This is a genomic window from Clostridium sp. (assembly GCF_017888565.1).
In the GTDB taxonomy this organism is placed as follows: Bacteria; Bacillota; Clostridia; order Clostridiales; family Clostridiaceae; genus Clostridium.
Genome location: NZ_JAGHFX010000035.1, coordinates 39,383 through 62,705 on the forward strand (window position 1 = coordinate 39,383; position 23,323 = coordinate 62,705).

Annotated in this window: 25 protein-coding genes and 1 pseudogene; 22 read left to right on the forward strand and 4 right to left on the reverse strand. The window is 27.7% G+C overall.

The genetic code is table 11. From position 1 onward, the window contains the following. Positions 1-170: 170 nt before the first annotated feature. Together J7M87_RS06110 and J7M87_RS06115 are read right to left on the reverse strand one after the other, a co-directional pair. On the reverse strand, positions 171-650 hold the full coding sequence (locus tag J7M87_RS06110; RefSeq protein ID WP_291649686.1) for a flavodoxin family protein: 480 nt from the start codon (positions 648-650) through the stop codon (positions 171-173). A 109-nt stretch (positions 651-759) separates the two neighbouring features. Beyond that, entirely contained in the window at positions 760-2,112 is a 1,353-nt protein-coding gene (locus J7M87_RS06115) for a [Fe-Fe] hydrogenase large subunit C-terminal domain-containing protein (RefSeq protein ID WP_291649688.1), read from the reverse strand. Positions 2,113-2,484: 372 nt separating this feature from the next. Here J7M87_RS06115 and J7M87_RS06120 point away from each other — a divergent pair, with 372 nt between their 5' ends. The 15 genes and pseudogenes from J7M87_RS06120 (at position 2,485) to J7M87_RS06190 (ending at position 15,811) form a co-directional block, all read left to right on the forward strand. Further along, positions 2,485-2,922, forward strand: coding sequence for a LytTR family DNA-binding domain-containing protein (locus J7M87_RS06120; protein WP_291649691.1), 438 nt, complete (start codon positions 2,485-2,487; stop codon positions 2,920-2,922). A gap of 14 nt (positions 2,923-2,936) precedes the next feature. Continuing rightward, on the forward strand, positions 2,937-3,368 hold the full coding sequence (locus J7M87_RS06125; RefSeq protein WP_291649693.1) for a DUF3021 family protein: 432 nt from the start codon (positions 2,937-2,939) through the stop codon (positions 3,366-3,368). Between the two features lie 11 nt (positions 3,369-3,379). Beyond that, positions 3,380-4,261 (forward strand): ABC transporter ATP-binding protein, encoded by an 882-nt coding sequence (locus J7M87_RS06130; RefSeq protein WP_291649695.1) that lies wholly within the window; start codon positions 3,380-3,382, stop codon positions 4,259-4,261. Beyond that, positions 4,261-5,079: an ABC transporter permease subunit gene (locus tag J7M87_RS06135; RefSeq protein WP_291649697.1), complete on the forward strand. Its 819-nt coding sequence runs from the start codon at positions 4,261-4,263 to the stop codon at positions 5,077-5,079. The genes J7M87_RS06130 and J7M87_RS06135 overlap by 1 nt, the downstream gene beginning before the upstream one ends. Positions 5,080-5,225: 146 nt before the next feature. After that, a complete protein-coding gene (locus J7M87_RS06140) occupies positions 5,226-5,987 on the forward strand; it encodes a DUF2087 domain-containing protein (protein WP_291649699.1) in 762 nt (253 codons plus the stop codon). Next, a complete protein-coding gene (locus tag J7M87_RS06145) occupies positions 5,987-6,844 on the forward strand; it encodes a GNAT family N-acetyltransferase (RefSeq protein ID WP_291649701.1) in 858 nt (285 codons plus the stop codon). The genes J7M87_RS06140 and J7M87_RS06145 overlap by 1 nt, the downstream gene beginning before the upstream one ends. Positions 6,845-7,194: 350 nt before the next feature. Next, positions 7,195-7,506 carry a PTS sugar transporter subunit IIB gene (locus J7M87_RS06150; RefSeq protein ID WP_291649703.1) on the forward strand — a complete coding sequence of 104 codons (312 nt, stop codon included), beginning with the start codon at positions 7,195-7,197 and terminating at the stop codon, positions 7,504-7,506. Between the two features lies 1 nt (position 7,507). Then, complete coding sequence (locus tag J7M87_RS06155) at positions 7,508-10,249, forward strand: sigma 54-interacting transcriptional regulator (protein ID WP_291649704.1); 2,742 nt, start codon at positions 7,508-7,510, stop codon at positions 10,247-10,249. A 166-nt stretch (positions 10,250-10,415) separates the two neighbouring features. Continuing rightward, complete coding sequence (locus J7M87_RS06160; RefSeq protein ID WP_291649707.1) at positions 10,416-10,727, forward strand: PTS sugar transporter subunit IIB; 312 nt, start codon at positions 10,416-10,418, stop codon at positions 10,725-10,727. 163 nt (positions 10,728-10,890) lie between these two features. Continuing rightward, on the forward strand, positions 10,891-11,202 hold the full coding sequence (locus J7M87_RS06165; RefSeq protein WP_291649709.1) for a PTS sugar transporter subunit IIB: 312 nt from the start codon (positions 10,891-10,893) through the stop codon (positions 11,200-11,202). A gap of 2 nt (positions 11,203-11,204) precedes the next feature. Continuing rightward, positions 11,205-12,527 (forward strand): PTS transporter subunit EIIC, encoded by a 1,323-nt coding sequence (locus J7M87_RS06170; RefSeq protein WP_291649711.1) that lies wholly within the window; start codon positions 11,205-11,207, stop codon positions 12,525-12,527. A gap of 21 nt (positions 12,528-12,548) precedes the next feature. Continuing rightward, entirely contained in the window at positions 12,549-13,637 is a 1,089-nt protein-coding gene (locus J7M87_RS06175) for a MupG family TIM beta-alpha barrel fold protein (protein ID WP_291649713.1), read from the forward strand. Position 13,638: 1 nt separating this feature from the next. Further along, positions 13,639-13,941 carry a PTS lactose/cellobiose transporter subunit IIA gene (locus tag J7M87_RS06180; protein ID WP_291649714.1) on the forward strand — a complete coding sequence of 101 codons (303 nt, stop codon included), beginning with the start codon at positions 13,639-13,641 and terminating at the stop codon, positions 13,939-13,941. A gap of 10 nt (positions 13,942-13,951) precedes the next feature. Continuing rightward, positions 13,952-15,351 (forward strand): annotated as a pseudogene (locus tag J7M87_RS06185) (glycoside hydrolase family 1 protein). A 331-nt stretch (positions 15,352-15,682) separates the two neighbouring features. Next, the gene (locus J7M87_RS06190; protein ID WP_291649716.1) at positions 15,683-15,811 is read left to right on the forward strand and encodes a hypothetical protein; all 129 of its coding nucleotides are present in this window, start codon (positions 15,683-15,685) and stop codon (positions 15,809-15,811) included. Between the two features lie 275 nt (positions 15,812-16,086). Here the strand turns inward: J7M87_RS06190 and J7M87_RS06195 are convergent, their stop codons facing one another. Next, positions 16,087-16,662 (reverse strand): hypothetical protein, encoded by a 576-nt coding sequence (locus tag J7M87_RS06195; protein WP_291649719.1) that lies wholly within the window; start codon positions 16,660-16,662, stop codon positions 16,087-16,089. 298 nt (positions 16,663-16,960) lie between these two features. On the opposite strand from J7M87_RS06195, the gene J7M87_RS06200 reads away from it, so the two are divergent. The 7 genes from J7M87_RS06200 (at position 16,961) to J7M87_RS06225 (ending at position 22,104) form a co-directional block, all read left to right on the forward strand. Then, the gene (locus tag J7M87_RS06200; RefSeq protein WP_291649721.1) at positions 16,961-17,803 is read left to right on the forward strand and encodes an aldo/keto reductase; all 843 of its coding nucleotides are present in this window, start codon (positions 16,961-16,963) and stop codon (positions 17,801-17,803) included. Between the two features lie 217 nt (positions 17,804-18,020). Beyond that, a complete protein-coding gene (locus J7M87_RS06205) occupies positions 18,021-18,914 on the forward strand; it encodes an AraC family transcriptional regulator (protein WP_291649723.1) in 894 nt (297 codons plus the stop codon). A 389-nt stretch (positions 18,915-19,303) separates the two neighbouring features. Further along, a complete protein-coding gene (locus tag J7M87_RS20425) occupies positions 19,304-19,483 on the forward strand; it encodes a DUF3784 domain-containing protein (RefSeq protein WP_365844753.1) in 180 nt (59 codons plus the stop codon). A 143-nt stretch (positions 19,484-19,626) separates the two neighbouring features. Continuing rightward, positions 19,627-20,037 (forward strand): peptide deformylase, encoded by a 411-nt coding sequence (locus J7M87_RS06210; protein WP_291649724.1) that lies wholly within the window; start codon positions 19,627-19,629, stop codon positions 20,035-20,037. A gap of 63 nt (positions 20,038-20,100) precedes the next feature. After that, positions 20,101-20,628 (forward strand): putative immunity protein, encoded by a 528-nt coding sequence (locus J7M87_RS06215; RefSeq protein ID WP_291649726.1) that lies wholly within the window; start codon positions 20,101-20,103, stop codon positions 20,626-20,628. Between the two features lie 285 nt (positions 20,629-20,913). Beyond that, positions 20,914-21,729 (forward strand): hypothetical protein, encoded by an 816-nt coding sequence (locus J7M87_RS06220; RefSeq protein ID WP_291649728.1) that lies wholly within the window; start codon positions 20,914-20,916, stop codon positions 21,727-21,729. Between the two features lie 222 nt (positions 21,730-21,951). Next, positions 21,952-22,104 (forward strand): zinc-ribbon domain-containing protein, encoded by a 153-nt coding sequence (locus J7M87_RS06225; protein WP_291649729.1) that lies wholly within the window; start codon positions 21,952-21,954, stop codon positions 22,102-22,104. Between the two features lie 186 nt (positions 22,105-22,290). On the opposite strand, the gene J7M87_RS06230 is transcribed toward J7M87_RS06225, so the two are convergent. Beyond that, positions 22,291-22,869 carry a manganese efflux pump MntP family protein gene (locus J7M87_RS06230; RefSeq protein WP_291649731.1) on the reverse strand — a complete coding sequence of 193 codons (579 nt, stop codon included), beginning with the start codon at positions 22,867-22,869 and terminating at the stop codon, positions 22,291-22,293. Between the last annotated feature and the right edge of the window lie 454 nt (positions 22,870-23,323).

Sequence of the window (23,323 nt, forward strand, 5' to 3'; positions counted from 1 at the left end):
GTTAATACATATCATTATGTTTAATTCGCAATTTATAAATGTTATAAATATAAGAAGTAATATCATTTGTTTCATTGTAGATTATATTTTAATTTACAATATATAAAAGAGGCTGTTGAAAAAGATACTTAATGTAAAATTATAGCCCCTTGAATTAAAGTTTAATATAATTATAAGTTTATTTTCTCAATTTCAGATATTAATGATTTTATATCATTTTCATTTGGGTGGTTTAATGATTCTACAAGATTATATTTAATTGCTTCAAATTTTTCAGGCATAGCTTCTTTTATCTTATTTTGAATAGCATCTGATACTCTGCCTTGGCACATATATGTTCCTATAATAGTATTAGATTGAGGTACTAATTTTTTTACGCTATCTAAAATCCCACTAAAGTATTCTTTTGTATTATCATACCCGGCAGTTCCAAATATAAATACCTTCTTACCAGAAAGTTTCTCTATAAATGCTTTAATATCTGCTCCACAAGAGTTTCCTGCCGTCCAAAATCCTACAAATATAATATCTGCTTCAAGTGCTTCATCACAAGGTTTCCCAAAATAACACTCACCAACTTTATTTTTAATTGTTTCTGCTAACTTTTTTGTATTATCAGTTACACTGCTAAAAACTATTGAATATTCCATTTTTTCTCCTTATCATACGCTAGAATTGTTGAATTATTATATAATAATTACTATATAATAATAACTATTATATATAATATCATATTTATAATTGTAGAGCTACTAATTTTTATTTAAAATCTCTATGGAATATTGCAGTCTTAGTATCATCTTCAAAGTCTCTTAAAGATGTTATATTAAGTTTTGCTAAAACATTATCCATAGTAGTACTATGGGTTGCTACCTTTATTGGAGAATGATAAGCGAAATTATCTACAGCTATTTTCCCTTGTTCTTTTGGGATAATTGCTTTAGGACCACCAACACATCCCCCAATACAACCCATGCCTTCAACAAAGTTTGCTTTAATTTTGCCATTTAAAGCTTTGTTTAAGATATCTTTACACTCTCTTACTCCTTCAGCTCTGACAGAACTAAATAGCTTAGATTTTTCAGGATATAGTTCAGAAACAGCTTCACCAACTGCAATGGAAACACCACCTGTACGGGCATATAATCTACCGCCTCTTGAGGCATAATCTTTAGAAGGAATACCTTGAAGCTCATTAGGATTAATTTCAAAAGCTTTAAATATATTATCTAGTTCTTGGAAAGTTAAAACAAAATCAATATCTTCAGCTAAGTCAGGTTCTTTTGCCTCAGCCTTTTTAGCTATACATGGGCCTATGAAAACGACTTTAGCATCTGGGTTTAATTTTTTTATAATTCTTCCAGCTCCAACCATAGGAGAAACAGATGGAGATAAATCTGGGACTAATTCTTTATATACTTTCTTAAGCATTCCAACCCACATAGGACAACAACATGAAGTTATCATTAAATCGTTAGGACCGTTAACATGATGATTAAATTCAACAGCCTCTTTAATAGTAATCATATCAGCAGCAAAAGCAACTTCAATCATATCAGTAAAGCCAATTTTAATAAAAGCAGCACGTAGTTGATCTATAGATACATCTTCACCAAATTGCCCCATAATAGCAGGAGCAACTGCAGCTATAACTGTCTTATTGTTTTTAATTAAGTCCAATACAGGGATAAAATCAACTTTATCTAAAATCTTACCATCCTTGCAAGCATCTATGCATAAGCCACAACCAACACATAAATCATAATTTATATATGTAGATTTATTATCATCATCATACAATATTGCATCAAATGGACAACTTGATTGACAATTAAATTTCTTATTTGCATCTTGTTTACAATTAATACTACAACTATCTAACTTTTCTATAAATCTTTTGTTAACAGCATAATTTGTAATTGCTTTCTTTATGTTATAAACATAGTTGTTATCAAAGTCTATAGAAACTCCACAAAGTGATGTAATAATTTTAAATGTTTCTTGAGGTGAAATTTCATGACAGACCATAATTCTAGAAAGCGTTTCATCAAAGTTGTCTTCGTAATAAGATCTTACTAAAGTATCAAAAAGATCATTGTATTTATTATGCATTCATATACCTCCAAATAATTAATTTTCTATAGTTTAGTATATATAATTTACTAATTATTAATACTAAAAAGTTATAAATTCTGAATATAAAGGCTACGATAACTAGATATGCTTATTCCTCATATTCTATTTATCTTCGCCAACTTTTATTTTTCCACTTAAAATTATTAATAAAGAATTAGCCTCATTAATGGCTTGTATTAAATTGGAGATATTATATGAAAATCGGAAAGTTAATACATATCATTATGATTAATTCGCAATTTATAATAAGTGTAACTTAGTATTTAAATAACGCATCTTAGGAAATTTATATTGATATATTTATTAAAAATAGTAGTATGAGATTATAAAAGTCTAAGAGGGGATATTATGAAAGTAATAATTAATCAAGATGAAAATAATGATGAAATTGAAATAGTGATAAATTGTAAAGCTATAGATGATAGTATATTAAAAATAATTGAAAAGCTAAGGGACGAGGAAAATATAATTACTGGTGTTAAAGATAGTAAAGTACATATTATAAAACCAGAAAATGTATTATATTTTGAATCTGTTGATAAAAGGACATTTATATATACTAAGGAAGAAGTATATGAAAGTAATCTTAGACTTTATGAAATTGAAGATAAGTTTTCAGCATATCATTTTTTTAGAGCATCTAAATCAACAATAATAAATATATCTAAAATATCAGTTATAAATCCTGTAATTGGGGGAAGAGTAGAGGTTTTGCTTGAAAATAAGGAAAAGTTAATAGTTTCTAGGCAATATGTACCTATACTTAAAGCAAAATTAGATTATTAAAAGGAGGGGATATAGTGAAGAATTTTTATAATATAGGATATGAAGTAAAAGCTCTAATAGGATTATTCTTTATGATGATAATTTTAACCTATGCAGTAGTAAGTTTTTTTATTGGAAATAAGATAATGCCTTTAGAATTATTATGGGAATTTATTTTATTAGCAATTATAGTTGGAGTAATTCAATTTATTTTATATAATGAAAAGTTTTTATCGAAGATATCAATAAAAATAAAAACAGCAGCACATTATTTAATACTTTTAGGAGTTTTAAATATCTTCATTAAATATTTTAATTGGATAGAACTATGGGGAATATCTTTTAAAGTGTTTTTTATAATATATACGGTTTATTTTATACTTATAACTTTAAACTTTTATTTTTATAAAAAAATAACAGGAGAAAGGTTTAATGACAAATTAATAAAATATAAAGAGAATTTATAGGTGGTGTAAAAATGGAAGCTATAAAAATAAGTAATTTAACTAAAAGTTATGGGAAAAGCAGAGGAATAAAAAATGTAAACATAGAAATTAAGGAAGGAGAAATATATGGATTTATAGGGCCAAATGGAGCAGGTAAATCTACAACAATAAAGACGTTACTTAATTTTATTTTTCCAACATCAGGAAGTGCTAAGATATTAGGAAAAGATATTGTAAGTGAAAGTAAGCTTATTAAAGAGTTTGCAAGCTATGTGCCAAGTGAAGTTAGATATTATTCAGAAGTTAAAGTAAAAGATATATTAAACTATGCAGCTTCATTTTTTGATTATAGTGATAGCCAGTATTTAAATGAACTTTGTAATGATTTAGAAGTTGAGCTAGATAAGAAAATTGAAGAACTTAGCCTTGGAAATAAAAAGAAGGTTGCCATAGTTCAAGCCCTTTTAAGCAATCCTAAGATAGTAATTTTAGATGAGCCAACAAATGGACTAGATCCATTAATTCAACAAAAGATATTTAATATATTATTAAAGGAAAAAGCAAAAGGAAAGACCATATTCTTATCATCACATAATCTTTCTGAAATAGAAAAATTTTGTGATAGAGTTGCAGTTATAAAAGAGGGGGAAATAATAGATATACTAGATTTAAATAATATGAATAGAGATTTAGGAAAAAGAATAACTCTAAAATCTAGTAATATAGATAAAAAAGAAATCGAGAAAATATCAGAAATCCTAAAATGTATTGATGAAGAAATTGAGTTTATATATAAAGGAAATATAAATGAGTTAATAAATTTGTTATCTAAATATAACTTGGACAAGTTGTTAATTGAAGAAGTTAAATTAGAAGAAGCCTTTTTAAACTATTATGAAGGAGATAATAAATAATGAATATATTTAAGTTTGAATTTAAAAGAAATATAAAATCATTAGTATATTGGAGTATAGGAACTTCTGCAATCGTAGTTTTATTTATGGCATTATTCCCAAGCATGAAGGATATGGGAATGCAAGAATTAGTTGGTGCAAAATTAGATTCACTTCCACCAGCTATTTTAGAAGCTTTTAATTTTTCAAGCACTACTGATTTTAGTGATATAAATGATTTTCTTGGATATTGTCTCCAATATATTTCAATGGCTTTTGGTATTTATGGTGCAATGCTTGGAGTTAATTCTATAATAGAAGAGGAAAGTGAAGGGACAATAGAGTTCTTATATTCTAAACCAGTATCAAGAAGTAAAATTCTTTGGAGTAAGATATTATCACGAGTTGTATCCTTTTATATATTTGTAATTATCATTGGAGCAGTTACAATAGGTATATCAATTGCAGTTAAACCAAGTGAAGTAAATACAATAGATCTTATAATGAATATAAAAAGTACGTTCATTGGAATGAGCTTTTTAGGATATATATTTATAGCAATTGGTATAGCTATATCAACAATTTTGAAAAAAGGAAAAATGGCAACTAGTGTAGGAGTTAGTTTATTTTTTATGACATATATACTTGGGATTATATCTAAGCTAAAAGAAGAGTTTTCATTTATACAATATGTTTCTCCATATGAATGGGTAATTCCATCGAATATAATTAAGGATGGATTTCAAGTAAACTTTCTGATAATAGGATTTTTACTTATAGTGATATCATTAATTACTGCTAACATTATTTATAAAAAGAAGGATATGAATATAAATTAAAAATAAGGACAGGTTGTAATTTATAAATTATAACTTGTTCTTTTTTATAAATTAAGACAAACAAAAATGGATAAAGTTTGAGTGTACATAGACAAATATCCAAAATGGTTGTACAATTTAATTAAGAAAATATTGTGGAGGTAGTTATGGATAATGAGTTTTTTGGGAGAGCGTCTATAGATGAGATAGAAAAAGGATTAGTAGAAAAGGAAGAATATATAAAATGTATAGTATGTGAAGAAATATTTATTAAAGGAAGAATATATGAAATAGGTGGCAACTTATATGATGCAAAAAAGGCTGCGCAGCTTCATATAAAGGAAAGGCATAATTCTATGTTAAGTTATTTATTAAATATGAATTCACTTTATACAGGAATATCATCATCTCAAAAAGCAGTAATTGAATTAATAGCTTTAGGACTTAGTGATAAAGAAATAGCAGCCAAATTAGGTATTGCAAATTCGACTATTAGAAATCATAGGTATAAATTAAGAGAAAGAGAAAAACAAGCTAAGTTATTTTTAGCAACTATGAATTTACTTTCTAAAAATACTAATAAAGATATAAATATTTTAGAAGAAGATGTTATATGTGATGCACATAAAGGAGCAACAACATTAGATGATAGGTTTAATATAACCAAGGAAGAAAAAGTTAAAGTTATAGAAACTTATGTAGATGAAAATGGGGCATTAAAAAGTTATCCATCTAAGGAAAAGAAGAAGATTATATTATTAGAAGAAATAACTAAAAACTTTAATGTTGGAAAGAGATATTCTGAAAAAGAAATAAATAGAGTATTAAAAAGAATATATGAAGACTATGTAACAATAAGAAGAGCTTTGATTCAATATGGATTCTTAGATAGGTCTAAAGATTGTAGTGAATATTGGGTGAAGGAATAATGATAAAGAGTTTTTTAGAATTAAATAATGATGAAAAAAATTTAGCATTAGAGTTTATAAAGAAAAATGAAAATACCAATTTATCATTATCAGAACTTGAAAAAGAACTCACAGGTAAGATATGTAATTATGGTGAAGGTATATTATTTTATATTGATGAAAATGAAGTAGTAGGGAAGGTATCGGTTATACTAGAGGTTGTAGATAAATTAGAAACTATCTATATAAATAAAGTAATTTGTCCAAATGATAATAAAAAAATATTGAGAGAATTAATTAATAATTCATTAGTGTTTGCTAATAAATATAATGCGATGAAAGTTTTACTTGGAATAAGAAGTGATAATTTGCTTAAGTTAGCACAAGATATTGGGCTAAAAAGAAGTTATTCATCTTTTAATATGGTTCTAAACAATAGAGAAAAAGTAAATGATGTGATAGATAGAATTGATTTATCAAAGGAAAACATCGAAGAATATGTTGATATATATAATAAGTCCTTTATGGATATGCCTCATGGAACTTATATAGAAATAGAAGATGCAAAAAGCTATTTGAAAAATAAAAATGACAATGAAGATTATTTTATTGTACTTGATAAAGGTGAAAGTATAGGTTTTTTAAATACTACTATTAAAGAGAAAAAAGCTTTCTTTGATATAGGATTAATAAAAGAGTATAGGGGAAAGGGCTATGGTAAAAAATTATTAGAAACAGCAATACAATTTTTAAATGAAAAGCAAGTAGAAGAAATTTGTTTAACAGTAATAGAAAAGAATAGTATTGCGTATGAAATGTATAAGAAAAGAGGGTTTAAGGTTTATAATAAACTAAGTGATTGGATAGAATTAACGTAAATTTAAAGGGGGTCGCGTTTCGCGATCCCCTTTAAAATTTGCGAAAATCAACTTTTAAAAGTAATAATATATTTACAAATTTAAAGAACATTGTTATTAAATATAAGAATAAAAAATGAAGCTATTTACAAAAGTAATGATGGGGGGAGGGTTATTATTTAAAATTAAACTAGAGAGAAATGAATGAATAAGTATGCTAATGGTATGCTTTGAGGATGAAGCATATTTTTATTTTAAATTGATATATGTCAAGCAATTTGATATATTAAAATAAAATATGGATTATAGGAATAGATTATATTTTGTTTAATCGTATACAAAGTATGATAACCTACAAACGGGAGAAGATTATGAAAATATTGATTTTATGTGCAACAGGAACATCAAGTAACATAGTTGTAGAAGCAGTGAAAAAGGCAGTAGGAAATAGAGATATAAAAATATTTGCTAATGGAATAGAAGAGCTTAGGGAGAGTGGTAATGAGTGTGATTTAATTTTACTAGGGCCTCAGATAAAATATAAATTAGAGGCAGTTCAAAAGATAGTAGGTAATAAAAATATACCAGTTGGAATAATAGATAGTATGGACTATGGATTATGTAGAGGGAAAGAAATACTTGATAAGGCTATACAAATTATAAGTTTATTCAAAGGAGAATAGTATGACTAAGGATAACAGATATGAAGAAATATATAATTTCATATTAGATACAATTAGAAGACAAAAAAAGAACAACCAAGCAATAGGTGTTACAACAAAAGAGGTAGCAGATGGAATAGGAATTAAAAGAACAAATGCAAGCAGTGAGCTAAATAGACTTGTAAGGGATGGATTAATAAAAAAATGCGAAGGTAGGCCTGTTGTTTACACATGTATCGAGAAAAATCAATATATAAACAATAAAGAAAAGGCAGATGCATTTAATAATTTTATTGGATTCGAAGGAAGTTTAAAGAAACCAATAAAGCAAGCAAAGGCAGCTATTAGTTACCCACCAAGAGGACTTCACACTCTATTACTTGGACCAACAGGAGTTGGAAAAACCATGTTTGCAGAGAAAATGTATGAGTATGCAATAGAGAAAGGGCAGTTAAGTAAAGAGGCGCCATTTGTTACTTTAAATTGTGCTGATTATAGTAATAACCCTCAGATTTTACTATCACAGCTTTTTGGATATGTTAAGGGGGCTTTTACTGGAGCTAATAAGGATTATTCTGGCCTTGTAGAGTCAGCAGATAAGGGAATATTGTTCCTAGATGAGGTGCATAGATTACCACCAGAGGGACAAGAAACCTTATTCTATTTAATGGATAAGGGAGTATTTTCACCAATTGGCTCAATTGAGAAAAAGCATGTAGATGTATTAATTATTTGTGCTACTACAGCAAGAAAAGAGGATTCATTATTAGATACATTTACAAGAAGAATTCCTATGTCAATAAATATACCTTCTTTAAAGGAAAGGAATAAGAAGGAGAGGTTTAAAATAGCACAAGCCTTTATTGAGGAAGAGGCTAGTAGAATTAAGAAGGAAATAGTAGTTAATGTTGCTGTTATAAAGAACCTTTTAAATTATGAGTGTTTAGGTAATATAGGGCAGCTTAAAAGTGATATAAAGCTAATATGTGCTAATGCTTTTTTAGATGCTATTCATTTAAACCGTGATAAAGTTGAAATTGAGGTTATCCATCTTCCGGATCATATAAGAAAGTATGGTATTTATGAAAAGGATTTTGAGAATGAGATGAAAAGCATATTGGGAAAAAGTGACTTTTTAACTTTCAGTTGTAATGGAGAATGTAGAATAAGCACTCCTAAAAATAAGATTAAGTATGAATCGTTCTATGACAAGATAGAAAAAAGATTGAAGGACTTAAGTAGCAGATATGATAATCAAGATGATATCGATACCATAATTAGATTTGAGATTAATGGGCAATTTAAAAGTTATATAGAAGGTGTGAATAATAATATTGAGCTTGAGAAAGTAGTTAGCAAGAAAAGTATTATGTATATAGAGACTTTATTAGCCTTAGCAGAGAAGGAACTTTCTAAGAAGTTTTCTAAGAAGGTTTTCTATGGGCTTTGTATGCATTTTGATTCAAGCATAAAAAGACTAGGAGAAAATAAGACTGTAGTAAATAAAAATTTGCTTAATGTAATAGAAAATCATCACAGGGAGTTTGAACTAGTTAGAAATTTTATAAAAGGAATAGAAGGAGAGTTAGAGGTTCGAGTACCTCTTGATGAAATAGCATTTATTGCAATGTTCTTATGCATAGATACAATTGAAAGTAATCTTAAGAATAAGTTACCTAGGGTAATAATAAGCATGCATGGAAGAAGTAGTGCATCATCTATGGCAGAAACCGTAAATTCATTACTTGGAATAGATACTGTACAAGCTTATGATATGGAGCTTAATAAGGATTCAAGGACTTGTTATGAAGAACTAAAAGAATTAGTAAGAAAAAATAGTAATGAAGCTGGAGTTCTATTACTAGTAGATATGGGATCATTAATTATGTTTGGTGATTTAATTGCTGAAGAGCTTTTAATTAAGATAAGAGTTATAGATTGTGTAACAACAATAACAGCTTTAGAGGTTGCAAGGCACGCAGAGTTTGAGAGGAATATTGATATTATTTATGATTCCATATTAAATAAACAAAAGATGACATTAATGGATAACAGATATAAGGATGCATCTAATACAAAAAAAGAAAATATTATTATTACAGCCTGCACTACTGGAGAAGGAAGTGCTCAAAAGATTAAGAAATTAATAGAGGACAATATAAATCTCTTAGGAACAAACACAGAAATAGTTACAGCTGCAATTACAAGTCATGAAAATATTAATAATATTATAGGTAAGTTAAGTAAGGATAAAAATATAATAGCAGTTGTAGGTAGTATTGATCCAATGATATATGGGGTGCCATTCATTTCTATAACAGACTTGATAATGTTAAATAAGTATTGTGAGCTTGAAAAAATGATAAAAGCAACACAAGTAGGTAAAAGGGCTGAGACAGATGAGGATTTAAGTATTATAAGTGAACAGGTATTCAATAAGCTAATAGATAAAATTAATGGGATTGATATAGAAACATTTAAAAAAGAGTTTGAATTTTTTAAGATATGGATAGAAAGTGAATTAAGTTACCAATTTGACAAGGATACTTTAATAGCTATAGTATTTCATTTATTAGCAACAACAGAGAATTTAGCATTAAATAAAAAGTGTAAGGAGTATAAAAATAAGGAATACTTATTAATTTATTACGAAAAGGAGATAAGGCAGATTAAATATGCACTTAAAAATATAGAGGATAAATTTAATATTCAGTTTAAATTAGATGAGCTATGTTATTTATTAACTATACTGTATAAATTATAGCGGAATTTTTAAGGCGTTGCATAAATTTAAGTTTAGTGTATAAATTGAAGCTAAAAATAGTATATAAAAATGAGGAAAATATATCTTTTTCTAAATATTTCAGGTTTTGGCATGGAATTTGCTTGATATAAATGTGAGGAAAAATATTTATAAAGGAGAGATTTTTATGACAAAAATTATATTAGCGTGTGCAGCAGGAATGTCAACATCATTATTAGTAAACAAGATGAAGGAGGCAGCGGAATTAGGAAATATTGAAGCATCAATAAAAGCTATTCCAGAAGCAGCAATATCTGAGCATTTAGATGAATGTGATGTTATATTACTTGGACCACAAGTAAAGTTTATGATTGATGAAATTAGAGCAATAGCTGCTCCAAGGAATATTCCAGTAGAAATTGTTCCAATGCAACTATATGGAATGATGAATGGTAAGGCAGTTTTAGAGATAGCTTTAAAATTAAAAGGTGATAATTAAAATTATTAATTGGTGTATAAATTTAAGTTTAGTGTATAACTAAAATTTGAAATAGTGTATAAAAAAGGAGGTAGAGCCTTCTTTTTTTATAGCTTTCTAACTTTGGCATGAAATTTGCTTGGGATAAAGATGAGAAAAATATTTATAATTAGGAGAGATATTTATGATGAAAATTATCTTAGCATGTGCAGTAGGAATGTCAACATCATTATTAGTAAATAAGATGAATGAGGCAGCAGAATCAGGAAATATTGAGGCATCAATAAAAGCTATTCCAGAAGCAGTAATATCTGAGCATTTAGATGAATGTGATGTTATATTACTTGGACCACAAGTAAAGTTTATGATTGATGAAATTAGGGCAATAGCTGCTCCGAAGAATATCCCAGTAGAGATCGTTCCAATGCAATTATATGGAATGATGAACGGTAAGGCAGTTTTAGAATTGGCTTTAAGTTTAAAAGGAGGTAATTAATAATGAAAAAAATCATGGATTATATGGAAAGAAAAGTAATGCCAGTTGCTAATAAGGTTGGTAACCAAGTACATATTAGAGCTATATCAGCTGGCATGGTAAGTTTAGTAGGAATTATTATACTTGCTTCAATGGCTACATTAGTTCAAAATCTACAAGTGGAATCATACCAAAACTTTATTACAAATACAGAAGCGGGCCAAGTAATTTGGAATATAACACAAAATATTTGGTGGGGATGTCTTGCTATGTATGGACTATTTGTTTGTGCAACAGTTGGACAATCACTTTGGAAAAATTATGGCCATAATGGACTAGATGGTTTATGTGTAGCATTAGCTTCATATTTTGTATTAATTCCATGGATGGCACAAGTTCCAAATGGAGAAGAAGCTCCAATTAGAGCTTTTGGATTTATAAAATATACTAATTTTAGTGCAGATTCATTATTTAGCTGTATGATTATAGCTCTTATATCAGTTGAAATACTTCATAGATTATCACGTGTAAAAGCATTTAAAATTAAAATGCCAGATGTAGTACCAGCAGCAGTTAGTGATTCGTTCTCAAAATTAATTCCAACAATGTTAACAATAATTATATTTGCAGTTATATCTTATTCAATAATGAGATTTGCTAATGGTAAATCATTTAATGAATTAGTTAATTTGGCTATAACAAAGCCACTTCAAGGTTTTAGTGATAATTTAGTAACAGCAATATTCGCACCATTTATTGTATCATTCCTATGGTTCTTTGGAATACATGGTTCAAATATTGTAGGACCAATACTTGCAGCAGTTTTATCACCACTTGGAATGGCAAATATTGAAATGTATGCTCAAGGTGTTAGTGATTGGTCTCAATATAATACATTAACATACCAATTTATATCTTCATTCGTAAATATGGGTGGAGCATCATGTACAATAGCTTTAATAATTGCTATGTTTATTACTAATAGAAAGAGACATAAGATATTATTATCACTTGCAGGTCCTACAGGAGCATTTAATATAAATGAACCAATAATATTTGGGTTTCCAATAGTTTTAAATCCATACTTATTTATACCATTTGTTATAGGACCATCAATTATAAGTGCAGTATCTTATTTAGCAATTAAGTTCCAATTTGTTCATCCAGTTGTAGCATCAGTTCCTTGGACAACACCACCAATATTAAATGGATTCTTGGCCACAGGTATGCACTGGACTGGAGCAGTATTGTCAATAGTTAATATTGCAATAGTTACATTGTTATATATTCCATTTATTAAATTAATAGAGAAAAACGAAGAAAAGGAATTATTGAGTAAATCATAGTGTATTCAGAAAGGACGCCATATGGGAATAGGAATTAGTATATATCCATTAAATAGTAGTACTGAAGAAAATAAATCTTATATTGAAAAGGCAGCTAGATTAGGTTATAGTAGAGTCTTTACTTCAATGCTTGAATTAGATAGTGATAAAGAAAAAGCTTTAAATCAAGTTGAAAAGTATAGGGAATTATTAACTCTATCAAGAGATTTAGGGATGAGAGTTTTCATAGATATAAATCCTGAAGTTCTAAAAATAATCGAAATAAATCCAATGGATCTAAAATTCTTTAAGGATTTAGGAGCAACTGGACTTAGATTAGATGGAATGTTTAATGGATTTTATGAGTCAATGGTTACATTTAATAAATATAATCTAGATATAGAAGTAAATGGTTCCTTTAATAGTGGGTATGTAAATAATATTCTAGATATAGGTTGTAAGAGGGGGAAGCTTGTGACTTGTCACAACTTCTACCCTGAAAAAGATACTGGTTTAGGACTAGAGTATTTAAAGACTTGCCATAGTAGGCATAAATCCTTAGGGCTACACACAGCAGCTTTTGTAGATGCAACAAATGGAGGAAGATTAGGGCCATGGTTAGCTAATGATGGATTATGTACATTAGAAAAACATAGAGGAATTGATATTACAGTGCAAGCACAAGAATTATTTGCTATAGGAATAGATGATGTAATAATAGGGAATGCTTTTGCAACTGATGAGGAATTAGAGGCTCTTGCAAATCTAGATGAAGATATAATATCCTTAAAAGTAACTCTAGAAAATGTGACAGATATAGAAAAATCGGTGTTTAATAAAATACTTCAAAATAGATGGGATGTTAGCGATTCAGTAATAAGACATACAATGGGAAGAAAAGAACTAAAGAATAAGGAAATAGAATCAACAACTAAAGAAGAAAGAATTGTTCCTATGGGAACTGTATTAATTAATAACAATAATTATTTTAATTATAAAGGAGAGGTACTAGTAGCATGTGAAGATATTACATTAGATAATAGAAGAAATGTAATAGCAACTGTATGCGACTCTCACTTGGAATTACTAAAATATATTACATCAGGGAAAAAGTTTAAGTTGGAGGAATAGTATGGACGAAAGAATTTTAAATAGTGCAATGAATATAATTATGTATGCTGGAGATGCTAGAAGCTCAATTATTACAGCAATAAAAGTAGCAAGAGAAGGAGATAAAGAAAAGAGCTTAAAGTTGCTTGAGGAAGCAAAGAAAAATTTACTTGATGCTCATAGAATTCAGACTGAACTACTTCAAGGAGAAATGCAAGGTAACCCATGTGAATTTAGTTTATTATTAGTTCACTCTCAAGACCATTTAATGAATGCTATGCTTGCAAAGGATCTAGCAGAACAAATTATCTTAATGATAGAATAGGAGTGATATTATGGCTTTAGGTTTTAAAGAGGACTTCCTATGGGGAGGAGCAATATCAGCTAACCAAGTTGAAGGAGCTTATTTAGAAGGTGGAAAAGGGCTATCTACAGCAGACGTACTTCCAAGAGGAATGATGAGTGCACCAGTTATACCTCCAGAGGGAGATTATCCAGCGCATACAGGAATTGATTTTTATCATAGATATAAAGAAGACATAAAACTTTTTAAAGAATTGGGTTTTAAATGCTTAAGATTATCTATAGCTTGGAGCAGAATATTTCCTAATGGAGATGAAGAGGTTCCAAACGAAGAGGGATTAAAGTTCTATGATAATGTATTTGATGAATTAATAGCAAATGGAATAGAGCCAGTAGTAACACTATCTCATTATGAAATGCCATTAGGTTTATCAAGTGATTATGGTGGATTTACAAATAGAAAACTTATAAGTTTTTTTGAAAGATATGCAAGGGTAGTTTTTACAAGATATAAGGATAAAGTGAAGTATTGGCTTACATTTAATGAAATAAATAGTATTACAGTAATGAGATTTACATGCGGGGGGATTATTCCTAAAGAAGGAGAAAATCCAAGACAATTAAGCTATGAGGGAGCACATAATCAGCTTGTTGCAAGTGCTTTAGCTGTTAAAGCTTGCCATGAAATTATAGAGGACGGAAAGATAGGATGTATGATTAACTATGGATGCGTATATCCTATGACTTGCAATCCACTTGATGCATTAGAGGCTTTAGATAAGGATAGAAGAACTATATTCTTCGCTGATGTTCAAGTTAGAGGTAAGTATCCTGGATATCAAAAGAGATTCTTTAAGGAAAATAATATTTCTATAAATATATCTGAAGAAGATGAAAAGGTACTAAAAGAAAATACTGTAGATTTTATAGGAATGAGCTATTATATGAGTAGAGTAGCAAGTACTGATGCTGAAAGTCTTGAAAAGGCAGAGGGAAATATATTTAAAATGGTTAAGAATCCTTATCTTAAATCATCTGAATGGGGATGGCAAATTGACCCAGAGGGCTTAAGATACTCCTTGAATACATTATATGATAGGTATGAGGTTCCTATATTCATTGTAGAAAATGGGCTTGGAGCAGTAGATGTTGTTAAGGAAGATGGCATAATAGAGGATGATTATAGAATTGATTATTTAAGAGAGCATATAAATGCTATGAAAGAGGCTGTAAAAGATGGTGTAGATCTTATGGGGTATACAACATGGGGCCAATTGATTTAATAAGTGCATCTACAGGAGAAATGAAAAAACGTTATGGGTTTATATACGTGGATAAAGATGATGATGGAAATGGAACCCTAGAGAGAAGAAAAAAGAAGAGCTTTGATTGGTATAAAGAAGTTATTAAAAGTAACGGAGAGATTTTATAGAATAAAAAATAGCTATTGCTTTTGCAATAGCTATTTTTTTATATAGATATGTTTATAGGGAAAAAGCAATTTAATTTAATTTTAAATCAGGATAAAATTTAAAAATGTTTTTGCTCATGAAATTACTTAAGATGGATAATATAATTGAAAAATTAAATTAAATTTAAATATTAAAAAGAATTTTAAATGGTTTATGTTTTTATTACAATTTTTTATGAAGAAAAATTTTTGTTGTAGTTAACAAAAATTATATATCTAATATTTGTTAGAGGGAATAATGTGATTTAAGAAAAAATCAATTGTAACTAAAAAATGTATGCAAGGAAAACTAATGTTTATAGTGTTTCTATTTAAAAAAGATATAGATATTGAAGTTATAAGGGTATTTAAATATAGTGATATAAAAGGAAGCGAATGGGAAAAAAGAATATATAACATAGAGAGAGCTAGAAGAAAATAATATTTTGTTAGTAATTTTAAAAATCTAAATTATTAGCAATACGGAGAAGCATACCATAGTAAGTGAGATTTTTTCTAGTAACCAGTAATTTTTATGTTAAATATTTATAAAAATTTATATGAAATTAATTCTTATTTAACTTAAATAATTGCAACTTAAATAGTTACAAAAATAGGAAGCCTCTGCTGAATTTTTTAGTATTTAAAGGCAATCCTATTTTTTTAGAAAGACTTTGCTGTAAATAAATTATATGCGCTAATATAACACATTTTGATTTAACAAAGAACAATAATTTTATATGGAGTAGTTTGGGCGGGGATGCTAAATGTTGTAGGACCATAAACAACAATTAGGTTTCTATTTCCAGGGTATATATTAAAAATTTGATCATTTGTTAGAATTACTTCTGTAGATGGGCCAATGTTTAATTTTAAATTTCCATCGCTGCTCATAAGTTGCTTATTAAAATAGTCTACAGTAACATTTTCAGCTCCTGTGTTTTTAGCCATAACAATTGCACGATATTGTGGAGGATAAATAAGTACAACAGGTGCATTTGCATCGTAAAATCCCGTTACCTCGTCGCCGACTTCAATCACTACATGATTTACGAAGTAAGTTTCTGGAGAAATTATAAAATTTACAGGCCCCATGTCCACAGTTTCTAGCGACATTAATTTATAACAGCCTGTTGATGTATCATTTTGACCTGTGTAAAAATCTTCAATCATTGTAACGGTACCACTAAAGGCTGAAAACTTTTGTACTGTGTTTTGCCTCATTGAATTGTAGGAGAAATAAGTAGATTGATTTATATGATAGGGATAAGAGAAAAATTGGTTATTATACATATAATACTCCTTTATATTGATATTGTCGTAAGCATCATCAGTAATAGTATATTGGTAGATTTAAGTAGTGTTACTTAATAATTTCAATTTTAATATCCTACACTATCTAGTATGAAGAAATTAAATGAATGTATATGTAAAGTTAAAGTCAATATTATGTATTTAAATAAGAACAAGTATTCAATAGTATGAAAAGCATGTTCTTAAATATAAAAATAAATCTAAATATGGTATAAATAATAATAGAAAATAGTAGTAATAAATATATGAAAAATAGTTCATGGAAATAGGAGAATATATGAGATATGTAAATTTAAATAATGGGGTGAAAATGCCTATTTTAGGATTTGGGGTTTATCAAATTGAAGATTTAAAGGAATGTGAGAGATGTGTATTAGATGCAATTGAAGTAGGATATCGTTCAATTGATACTGCTCAGACATATGGTAATGAAGAAGCTGTAGGAAGAGCAATTAAAAAGTGCAATGTTCCAAGAGAAGAATTATTTATTACAACTAAAGTATGGATATCAAATGCTGGGTATGAAAAGGCGAAGATTTCTATAGAGGAATCACTTAAAAAGCTTCAGCTAGAATATTTGGATTTAGTATTAATACACGAACCTTTCAATGATTATTATGGCACATATAGAGCTATGGAAGAAATGTATAAAGGAGGAAAGATAAGAGCTATAGGAGTAAGTAATTTTTATCCAGATAGATTAGTAGATCTTATTAAATTTAATGAAGTAGTTCCAGCAATTAATCAGGTTGAAACACATCCATTTAATCAACAAGTAAAATCTAAAGAGGTTATGGATAAATATGGGGTGCAAATTGAATCTTGGGCACCATTTGCAGAAGGAAAAAATAATATATTTACAAACGAAACCTTAAAAGAAGTAGGAGAGAAATATAATAAATCTACAGCTCAAGTTGCATTAAAATATTTAATTCAAAGAGGTGTTATTGTTATTCCTAAGTCTGTTCATAAAGAAAGAATGATTGAGAATTTTAATATATTTGATTTTAAACTAGATGATTATGATATGAAGAAGATTGTAAAATTAGACAAAGCAGAAAGTGCTTTTTTCTCTCATTATGATCCTGATGTTGTAGAAATTTTTGCTGAATTAGATTAATAATAATATAAAATATGAATTTTATATACTATTAAAAAATTATGAATATGAAAAGATAATTTACTAGATTGAATTAATTATTATAAAAAATAGTTAGTAATATAAATATGTATTACTAACTATTTTTTATAGTTTAATTTTAGCAAATTAGGAACAGTTTTATTATATTTGTGATGTTATACTATAGTTACCACGTGGGGAAAGGGGCGGTGAGAATTTGAATTATAATGATGCAATAGCACTATGTATTGATTACATTGAAAAAAATATTAAAAATGAATTATCACCAGAATTAATAGCTAATGAGTGTGGTTATTCTACATTTCATTTTTCAAGGGTGTTTAATATTAACAAAGGGATAACTTTAATGGAGTATGTAAAGAAAAGAAGACTTTCATTGGCAGCAGAGGATTTGTTTAATGATAAGAAAATAATAGATATAGCTTTAGAGTATGGATTTCAAACTCATAATGGTTTTTCTAAAGCTTTCAAAAAAGAATTTGGGTTTAGTCCTACGCAGTATTTAAAGCGTATGGATAGAAATTTGGAAAAGGAATTAATACTAAAATTTGGAGGGGATTTTATGAAGCCAACTATTATTGAAAAACCTGCATTTAAGGTTGCAGGTTATGGTATAAAAACTAATATAACTAATGGCAATTATACAAAAGATGTAGCTTCTTTTTGGATTAATTATGATGGCGAAAATTTAGAAAGCAAAATGTATCAAATATTAAATCCACCAAAACACGGTGAAGTGGGATTATGTATTCCATCAAGTGAGGATAACGGAGAAGCAACTTATATGCTTGGTGTTATAGTCAATGATTTTAACGATGTTACTGATGATATGATTACAGTAGAGGTTCCAGAAGCAACTTATGCTGTATTTACAACTCCCCCAGTTAATACAAGTACAGAAATTGAAAATAATGAATTTGCAAATGTAATTAAACAAACATGGAAATATATATTTGAAGAATGGTTTAAAGATAGTGGATATGTATTTGATGAAACAAAATTAGACTTTGAATACTATGATGAAAGGTGCCATCCAACTATAGGTACTGTAATGGATATTTATGTACCAGTATTAAAAAAGAGAGTATAAATTTTCATGTGAAAACTTAAGAAACTCATTTAAAGTAGTTAAGAAGAATGGGCCTATAAATAGTATAGGTTTCTTTGAAATAATGGGAATTTTAAATAAATAGCTTAATATTGAATACTCTTACTTTGGAAACATGAGTAAGAGTATTTTTAACTTTAAGTTTGGTAGTAATGATGATAGATATTAGTTATTTAATGGAAGGTGAAAAGATAAATCATTACACATAATACCATAATATTATAGCGTTATAATATAAAATTAAATTAATTGAAATTTTTTATGTAAATTGATTATATGTATAATAATTGTTAATATTGTAGTAATATGAATCTTATTTAAGGAGGTGTTTTATTATAAAGATTACAGCCCCGATTGAAATAGTATATATACTGTCTGCAGTATTTGCTGTTCTGACTGCTATATTTTTAATGGGTAAAGGAAGTTCACTTATAAAAGTATATAATAATACAGAAAAAGAAGAAAAATATAAGAAGTTAAGCAGAGTTATTGGAATATGTTTTGGAATTATTGATATTTTTTTTGATCATTATTTCACTTATGAGAAATAAGTTACCGGAATGGTTTAATTTTATTTTTATAACAGTACTTGGAATTAGTGTACTTGTTATAACAATTTTATCGTGCGTAGATATAATTTTCAAAAAATCAAATAATTAGTCTAAATAAAGAAACTAGAAAGGTTAGGATAAAGATGATAAGACCAATTGTAAAGGATATATTATTACTAGGACAGAAATCAGAACCTGCGACTAAAGCTGATATAGGAGTTATTGATGATTTAGTGGATACGTTAAGAGCAAATTTAGAGAATTGTGTTGGTATGGCTGCTAATATGATAGGAGTTAAAAAACGTATATTAGTATTTAGTATAGGCGATATAATAGTTCCTATGGTGAATCCAGTTATATTAAAGAAAGATAAAGGCTATGAAGCAGAAGAAAGTTGTTTATCTTTAACTGGATTCAGAAAAACAATGAGATATGAATTAATTGAGGTAGAATATCTTGATAGAGATTTTAAGAAGCATAAACAAATATTTAATGGATTTACTGCACAAATTATTCAACATGAAGTGGATCATTTCGATGGTATAATAATTTAAGTGATAAAAGTAATTATTATGTGATTTTTAAATTAAAAAATATTCAATAAAAAAGGAGTTATTATGTCTAAAGTACGAAAAATGCTTGGAAAGGCAGATTCACCATATATTGTTTCTCTTATGAGATTAATAGAAACACAAAGTAAAAATACAATTGTAAAATGGTGCAATGACTATGCAAGGGAGCATGTTTTACCTATTTATGAAAAAGATTATCCTGAGGATTCTCGTTTAAAAAATTCATTAAATGCAGTTAATGAATACCTAGAGGGAAATATTAAATTAACAGAAGCGAAGAAAGTAATTAAGGAAGTTCAAGTAGCTGCAAGGGAAGCAGAAGGAAATCATGCTGCACAAGCTGCAGCTAGGGCAATTGGAGCAACAACTACAACAATTAATACTATAACGAGTTCTTTAGGACTTGCATTTTATGGTGCTGCGGCAATAGCATATTCATCTATTGGTGTTAATGCTAATAGTGATGTTTATGATGAAATTGCATCAATAGAGTGCAAAAATATGGAAGATGCTTTACGTAAAGTAGCTATAATAGATGAGCCTAATCCAGCAAAAATAAATTGGTATTGCTAAATATGCAAATTTATATTACAAGATGAAGTATTGAATATGTATATTCTTTATACAAAAAAAGTAGCTCCTAATTGTGACTAGGTGCTAATTTTTTTGAGATTTTTCTATTAAGAATAAAATAGTAAAATTTAATTATACTGAAATAATTCAAAGTAATGAAGGAGTACATCAAGTTAGTATAGGTAAAATTTGATAAACTAATGTATAAGGAGTATTCACAACAACTTATATTAAATGTTAAAATATAATACATAATGATTTAAGTAAGGATGTGTTGGAATAAGTATGCAAAAATATAATGAATATAATCCAATGCTTGTTAATTCAGTAGTATGTACTATAGATATATTAGGATTTTCTCAAATGATAGTAGATTCATGCAACAATGAATATGGAAACGAGCTACTTAAAGAAATTAGTTTTCTTATAAATAAAAACAAGCAATGTATAATTAAAAATAAGTATAGTGAGGGAAAAATAAAGATATATACTGACAATATGATTGTAGGTTATCCTATAAAAGATGATGGAGAAGAGGAATTAAATGAAATATTAGATAATGTATCAGAATATCAATTTAATTTAGCTTTAGAAGGTCTTTTTGTTAGAGGGGGAGTTAGTATAGGGGATTTTTATATAAATGAAGATATAGTTTTTGGACCAGCTCTTTTAGATGCACATTATGTTGAAAGTAATTTAGCTTGTTATCCAAGAATTGTATTGGATGATAAAACAGTAAGCAGACTTCAAAAATATATCAATAATTATGATATAGCCCCTCAACGTAATAAAATATTAATAGATAATGATGGGCAATGGTTTTTAAATTATCTTAATACAATATTTAAATATTATACTGAATGTAATAATCAGTATGAATTTGAAAAAATGCAAATAGATTTACTTTTTAAGCATAAAGTTAAGTTAGAGGAAATGCTAGATTTACATAAAGAAAATATAAGAGTTTGGGATAAGTTTGTGTGGATAGCTAATTATCATAATTTTTTTTGTAATATAAATTTTCCAAATGAAAAACAATTAAAAATTGCTAAGAAGAATTTACTTTCATGGCCAAGAAGTATTTCAATGAAGGATATTTAGTAATTAAAACAATAAAATATAGTGATAGCAATAAAATAATATGTAATACACAAAAGAAAAAATATAAATTATTAGAAAAAGATTGCTTTGTTATAAAGACTATGTTATACTAAAATGGTAGCAAAGTTGCTAACAATAAAAAGTTTCGTTTAGGTAAATAGTTTCTCGTAAATTAGAGATTATTATATCAAATTAGAATCTTTAATTTCAGGAGGAATATTTATGACAGATAAGACAATAACATGTAGAGATTGTGGAAGTGAATTCGTATTTTCAGTAGGAGAACAAGAATTCTATAAAGAAAAAGGATTCACAAATGAGCCTACAAGATGTATATCTTGTAGAAGAGCTAAAAAAGAACAAAATAGAAGATAATTTAGATTGTTAAAGGTTGTAGTTTAAACTACAACCTTTTTTAATGTTTTATTATAATAAAGAATGTTAACTAATAAACCTACAAAATTATCGTTAGGATAAATTTATAGGTTTATTTTTTCTTACATATAATTTAAAAGCATCATATTTTCATAATCAACAGAAAAAACTACACTTTGCTATATTTTACATTAAATGCTCAAATAATATTTTAATTCCTATACCTATTAAAATAACTCCACCAATTATTTCAGCATAATTTTGAACATACTGACCAAGTTTTTTGCCAAGAAAAACTGCTAAAAAGCTTAATAAAAAAGTAGTTATTCCTATTATTGTTATAGAAGGAACAATACTAACGCTTAAAAATGCAAAACTAACTCCAACGGCTAAGGCATCGATACTAGTTGCAATAGCTAATATAGTTAGTTTCTTATAAGAAAATTCATCTCTTTCACATTCTAAAGCTACCTCTTTCTCTCCACCACGAATCTCTTTAATAGATTCTATTATCATTTTTCCACCTATAATTCCAAGTAGTATAAAAGCTATCCAATGATCAAAAGATTTTATAGAATCTTCAAAATATCTACCAAACCACCAGCCAAGTAGAGGCATTAAGGCTTGAAAGCCACCAAAGAATAACGCAACTCTAAAAGAATATTTAAATTCATCCTCTTTTAAGCAAATCCCTTTAGCTAAAGAAACAGCAAAGGCATCCATAGATAAGCCTATTCCTGTCATAAAAATTGAAAAGAAACCCATAATATGTAACTCCTTTATTATAGAATTTATTACAAAATCCTAATTAATATTTAGGATTTTATTGCCTTGTATAAATGATAATTAAATAAAATAATAACAAAATAAAAAAGACTTATACGTAGCAAAGCTACGTATAAGTCTCGTTATTCAATACTAAGCCAGAACCAAGTTCAATATGTTGACTTAGTAACTCATTCTAAAATAGAGCTAACTACTCCCCTATACATAAAAATTATACTATATTTAAATATTATATCTTTATTTCAGCCTATATATTACCAAATTATATGCAATATATCAATGATTAATTTTAATTTTGGGATTTTAATTTTGATAATGCTAAAAGTAAGTAATTAAAAATGTTAATATTGTGAGATTTTTAAAAGGCGGAGTCTATTTTTATTGTAATGATATTAATGGAGTTAGAAATCATATAAATGATTAAGCACATTCA

Coding starts and splice junctions, on each gene's coding strand:
- J7M87_RS06110 (WP_291649686.1), bottom strand. CDS start 650: ATGGAATATTCAATAGTTTTTAGCAGTGTAACTGATAATACAAAAAAG.
- J7M87_RS06115 (WP_291649688.1), bottom strand. CDS start 2,112: ATGCATAATAAATACAATGATCTTTTTGATACTTTAGTAAGATCTTAT.
- J7M87_RS06120 (WP_291649691.1), top strand. CDS start 2,485: ATGAAAGTAATAATTAATCAAGATGAAAATAATGATGAAATTGAAATA.
- J7M87_RS06130 (WP_291649695.1), top strand. CDS start 3,380: ATGGAAGCTATAAAAATAAGTAATTTAACTAAAAGTTATGGGAAAAGC.
- J7M87_RS06135 (WP_291649697.1), top strand. CDS start 4,261: ATGAATATATTTAAGTTTGAATTTAAAAGAAATATAAAATCATTAGTA.
- J7M87_RS06140 (WP_291649699.1), top strand. CDS start 5,226: ATGGATAATGAGTTTTTTGGGAGAGCGTCTATAGATGAGATAGAAAAA.
- J7M87_RS06145 (WP_291649701.1), top strand. CDS start 5,987: ATGATAAAGAGTTTTTTAGAATTAAATAATGATGAAAAAAATTTAGCA.
- J7M87_RS06150 (WP_291649703.1), top strand. CDS start 7,195: ATGAAAATATTGATTTTATGTGCAACAGGAACATCAAGTAACATAGTT.
- J7M87_RS06155 (WP_291649704.1), top strand. CDS start 7,508: ATGACTAAGGATAACAGATATGAAGAAATATATAATTTCATATTAGAT.
- J7M87_RS06160 (WP_291649707.1), top strand. CDS start 10,416: ATGACAAAAATTATATTAGCGTGTGCAGCAGGAATGTCAACATCATTA.
- J7M87_RS06165 (WP_291649709.1), top strand. CDS start 10,891: ATGATGAAAATTATCTTAGCATGTGCAGTAGGAATGTCAACATCATTA.
- J7M87_RS06170 (WP_291649711.1), top strand. CDS start 11,205: ATGAAAAAAATCATGGATTATATGGAAAGAAAAGTAATGCCAGTTGCT.
- J7M87_RS06175 (WP_291649713.1), top strand. CDS start 12,549: ATGGGAATAGGAATTAGTATATATCCATTAAATAGTAGTACTGAAGAA.
- J7M87_RS06180 (WP_291649714.1), top strand. CDS start 13,639: ATGGACGAAAGAATTTTAAATAGTGCAATGAATATAATTATGTATGCT.
- J7M87_RS06190 (WP_291649716.1), top strand. CDS start 15,683: ATGTTTATAGTGTTTCTATTTAAAAAAGATATAGATATTGAAGTTATA.
- J7M87_RS06195 (WP_291649719.1), bottom strand. CDS start 16,662: ATGTATAATAACCAATTTTTCTCTTATCCCTATCATATAAATCAATCT.
- J7M87_RS06200 (WP_291649721.1), top strand. CDS start 16,961: ATGAGATATGTAAATTTAAATAATGGGGTGAAAATGCCTATTTTAGGA.
- J7M87_RS06210 (WP_291649724.1), top strand. CDS start 19,627: ATGATAAGACCAATTGTAAAGGATATATTATTACTAGGACAGAAATCA.
- J7M87_RS06215 (WP_291649726.1), top strand. CDS start 20,101: ATGTCTAAAGTACGAAAAATGCTTGGAAAGGCAGATTCACCATATATT.
- J7M87_RS06220 (WP_291649728.1), top strand. CDS start 20,914: ATGCAAAAATATAATGAATATAATCCAATGCTTGTTAATTCAGTAGTA.
- J7M87_RS06225 (WP_291649729.1), top strand. CDS start 21,952: ATGACAGATAAGACAATAACATGTAGAGATTGTGGAAGTGAATTCGTA.
- J7M87_RS06230 (WP_291649731.1), bottom strand. CDS start 22,869: ATGGGTTTCTTTTCAATTTTTATGACAGGAATAGGCTTATCTATGGAT.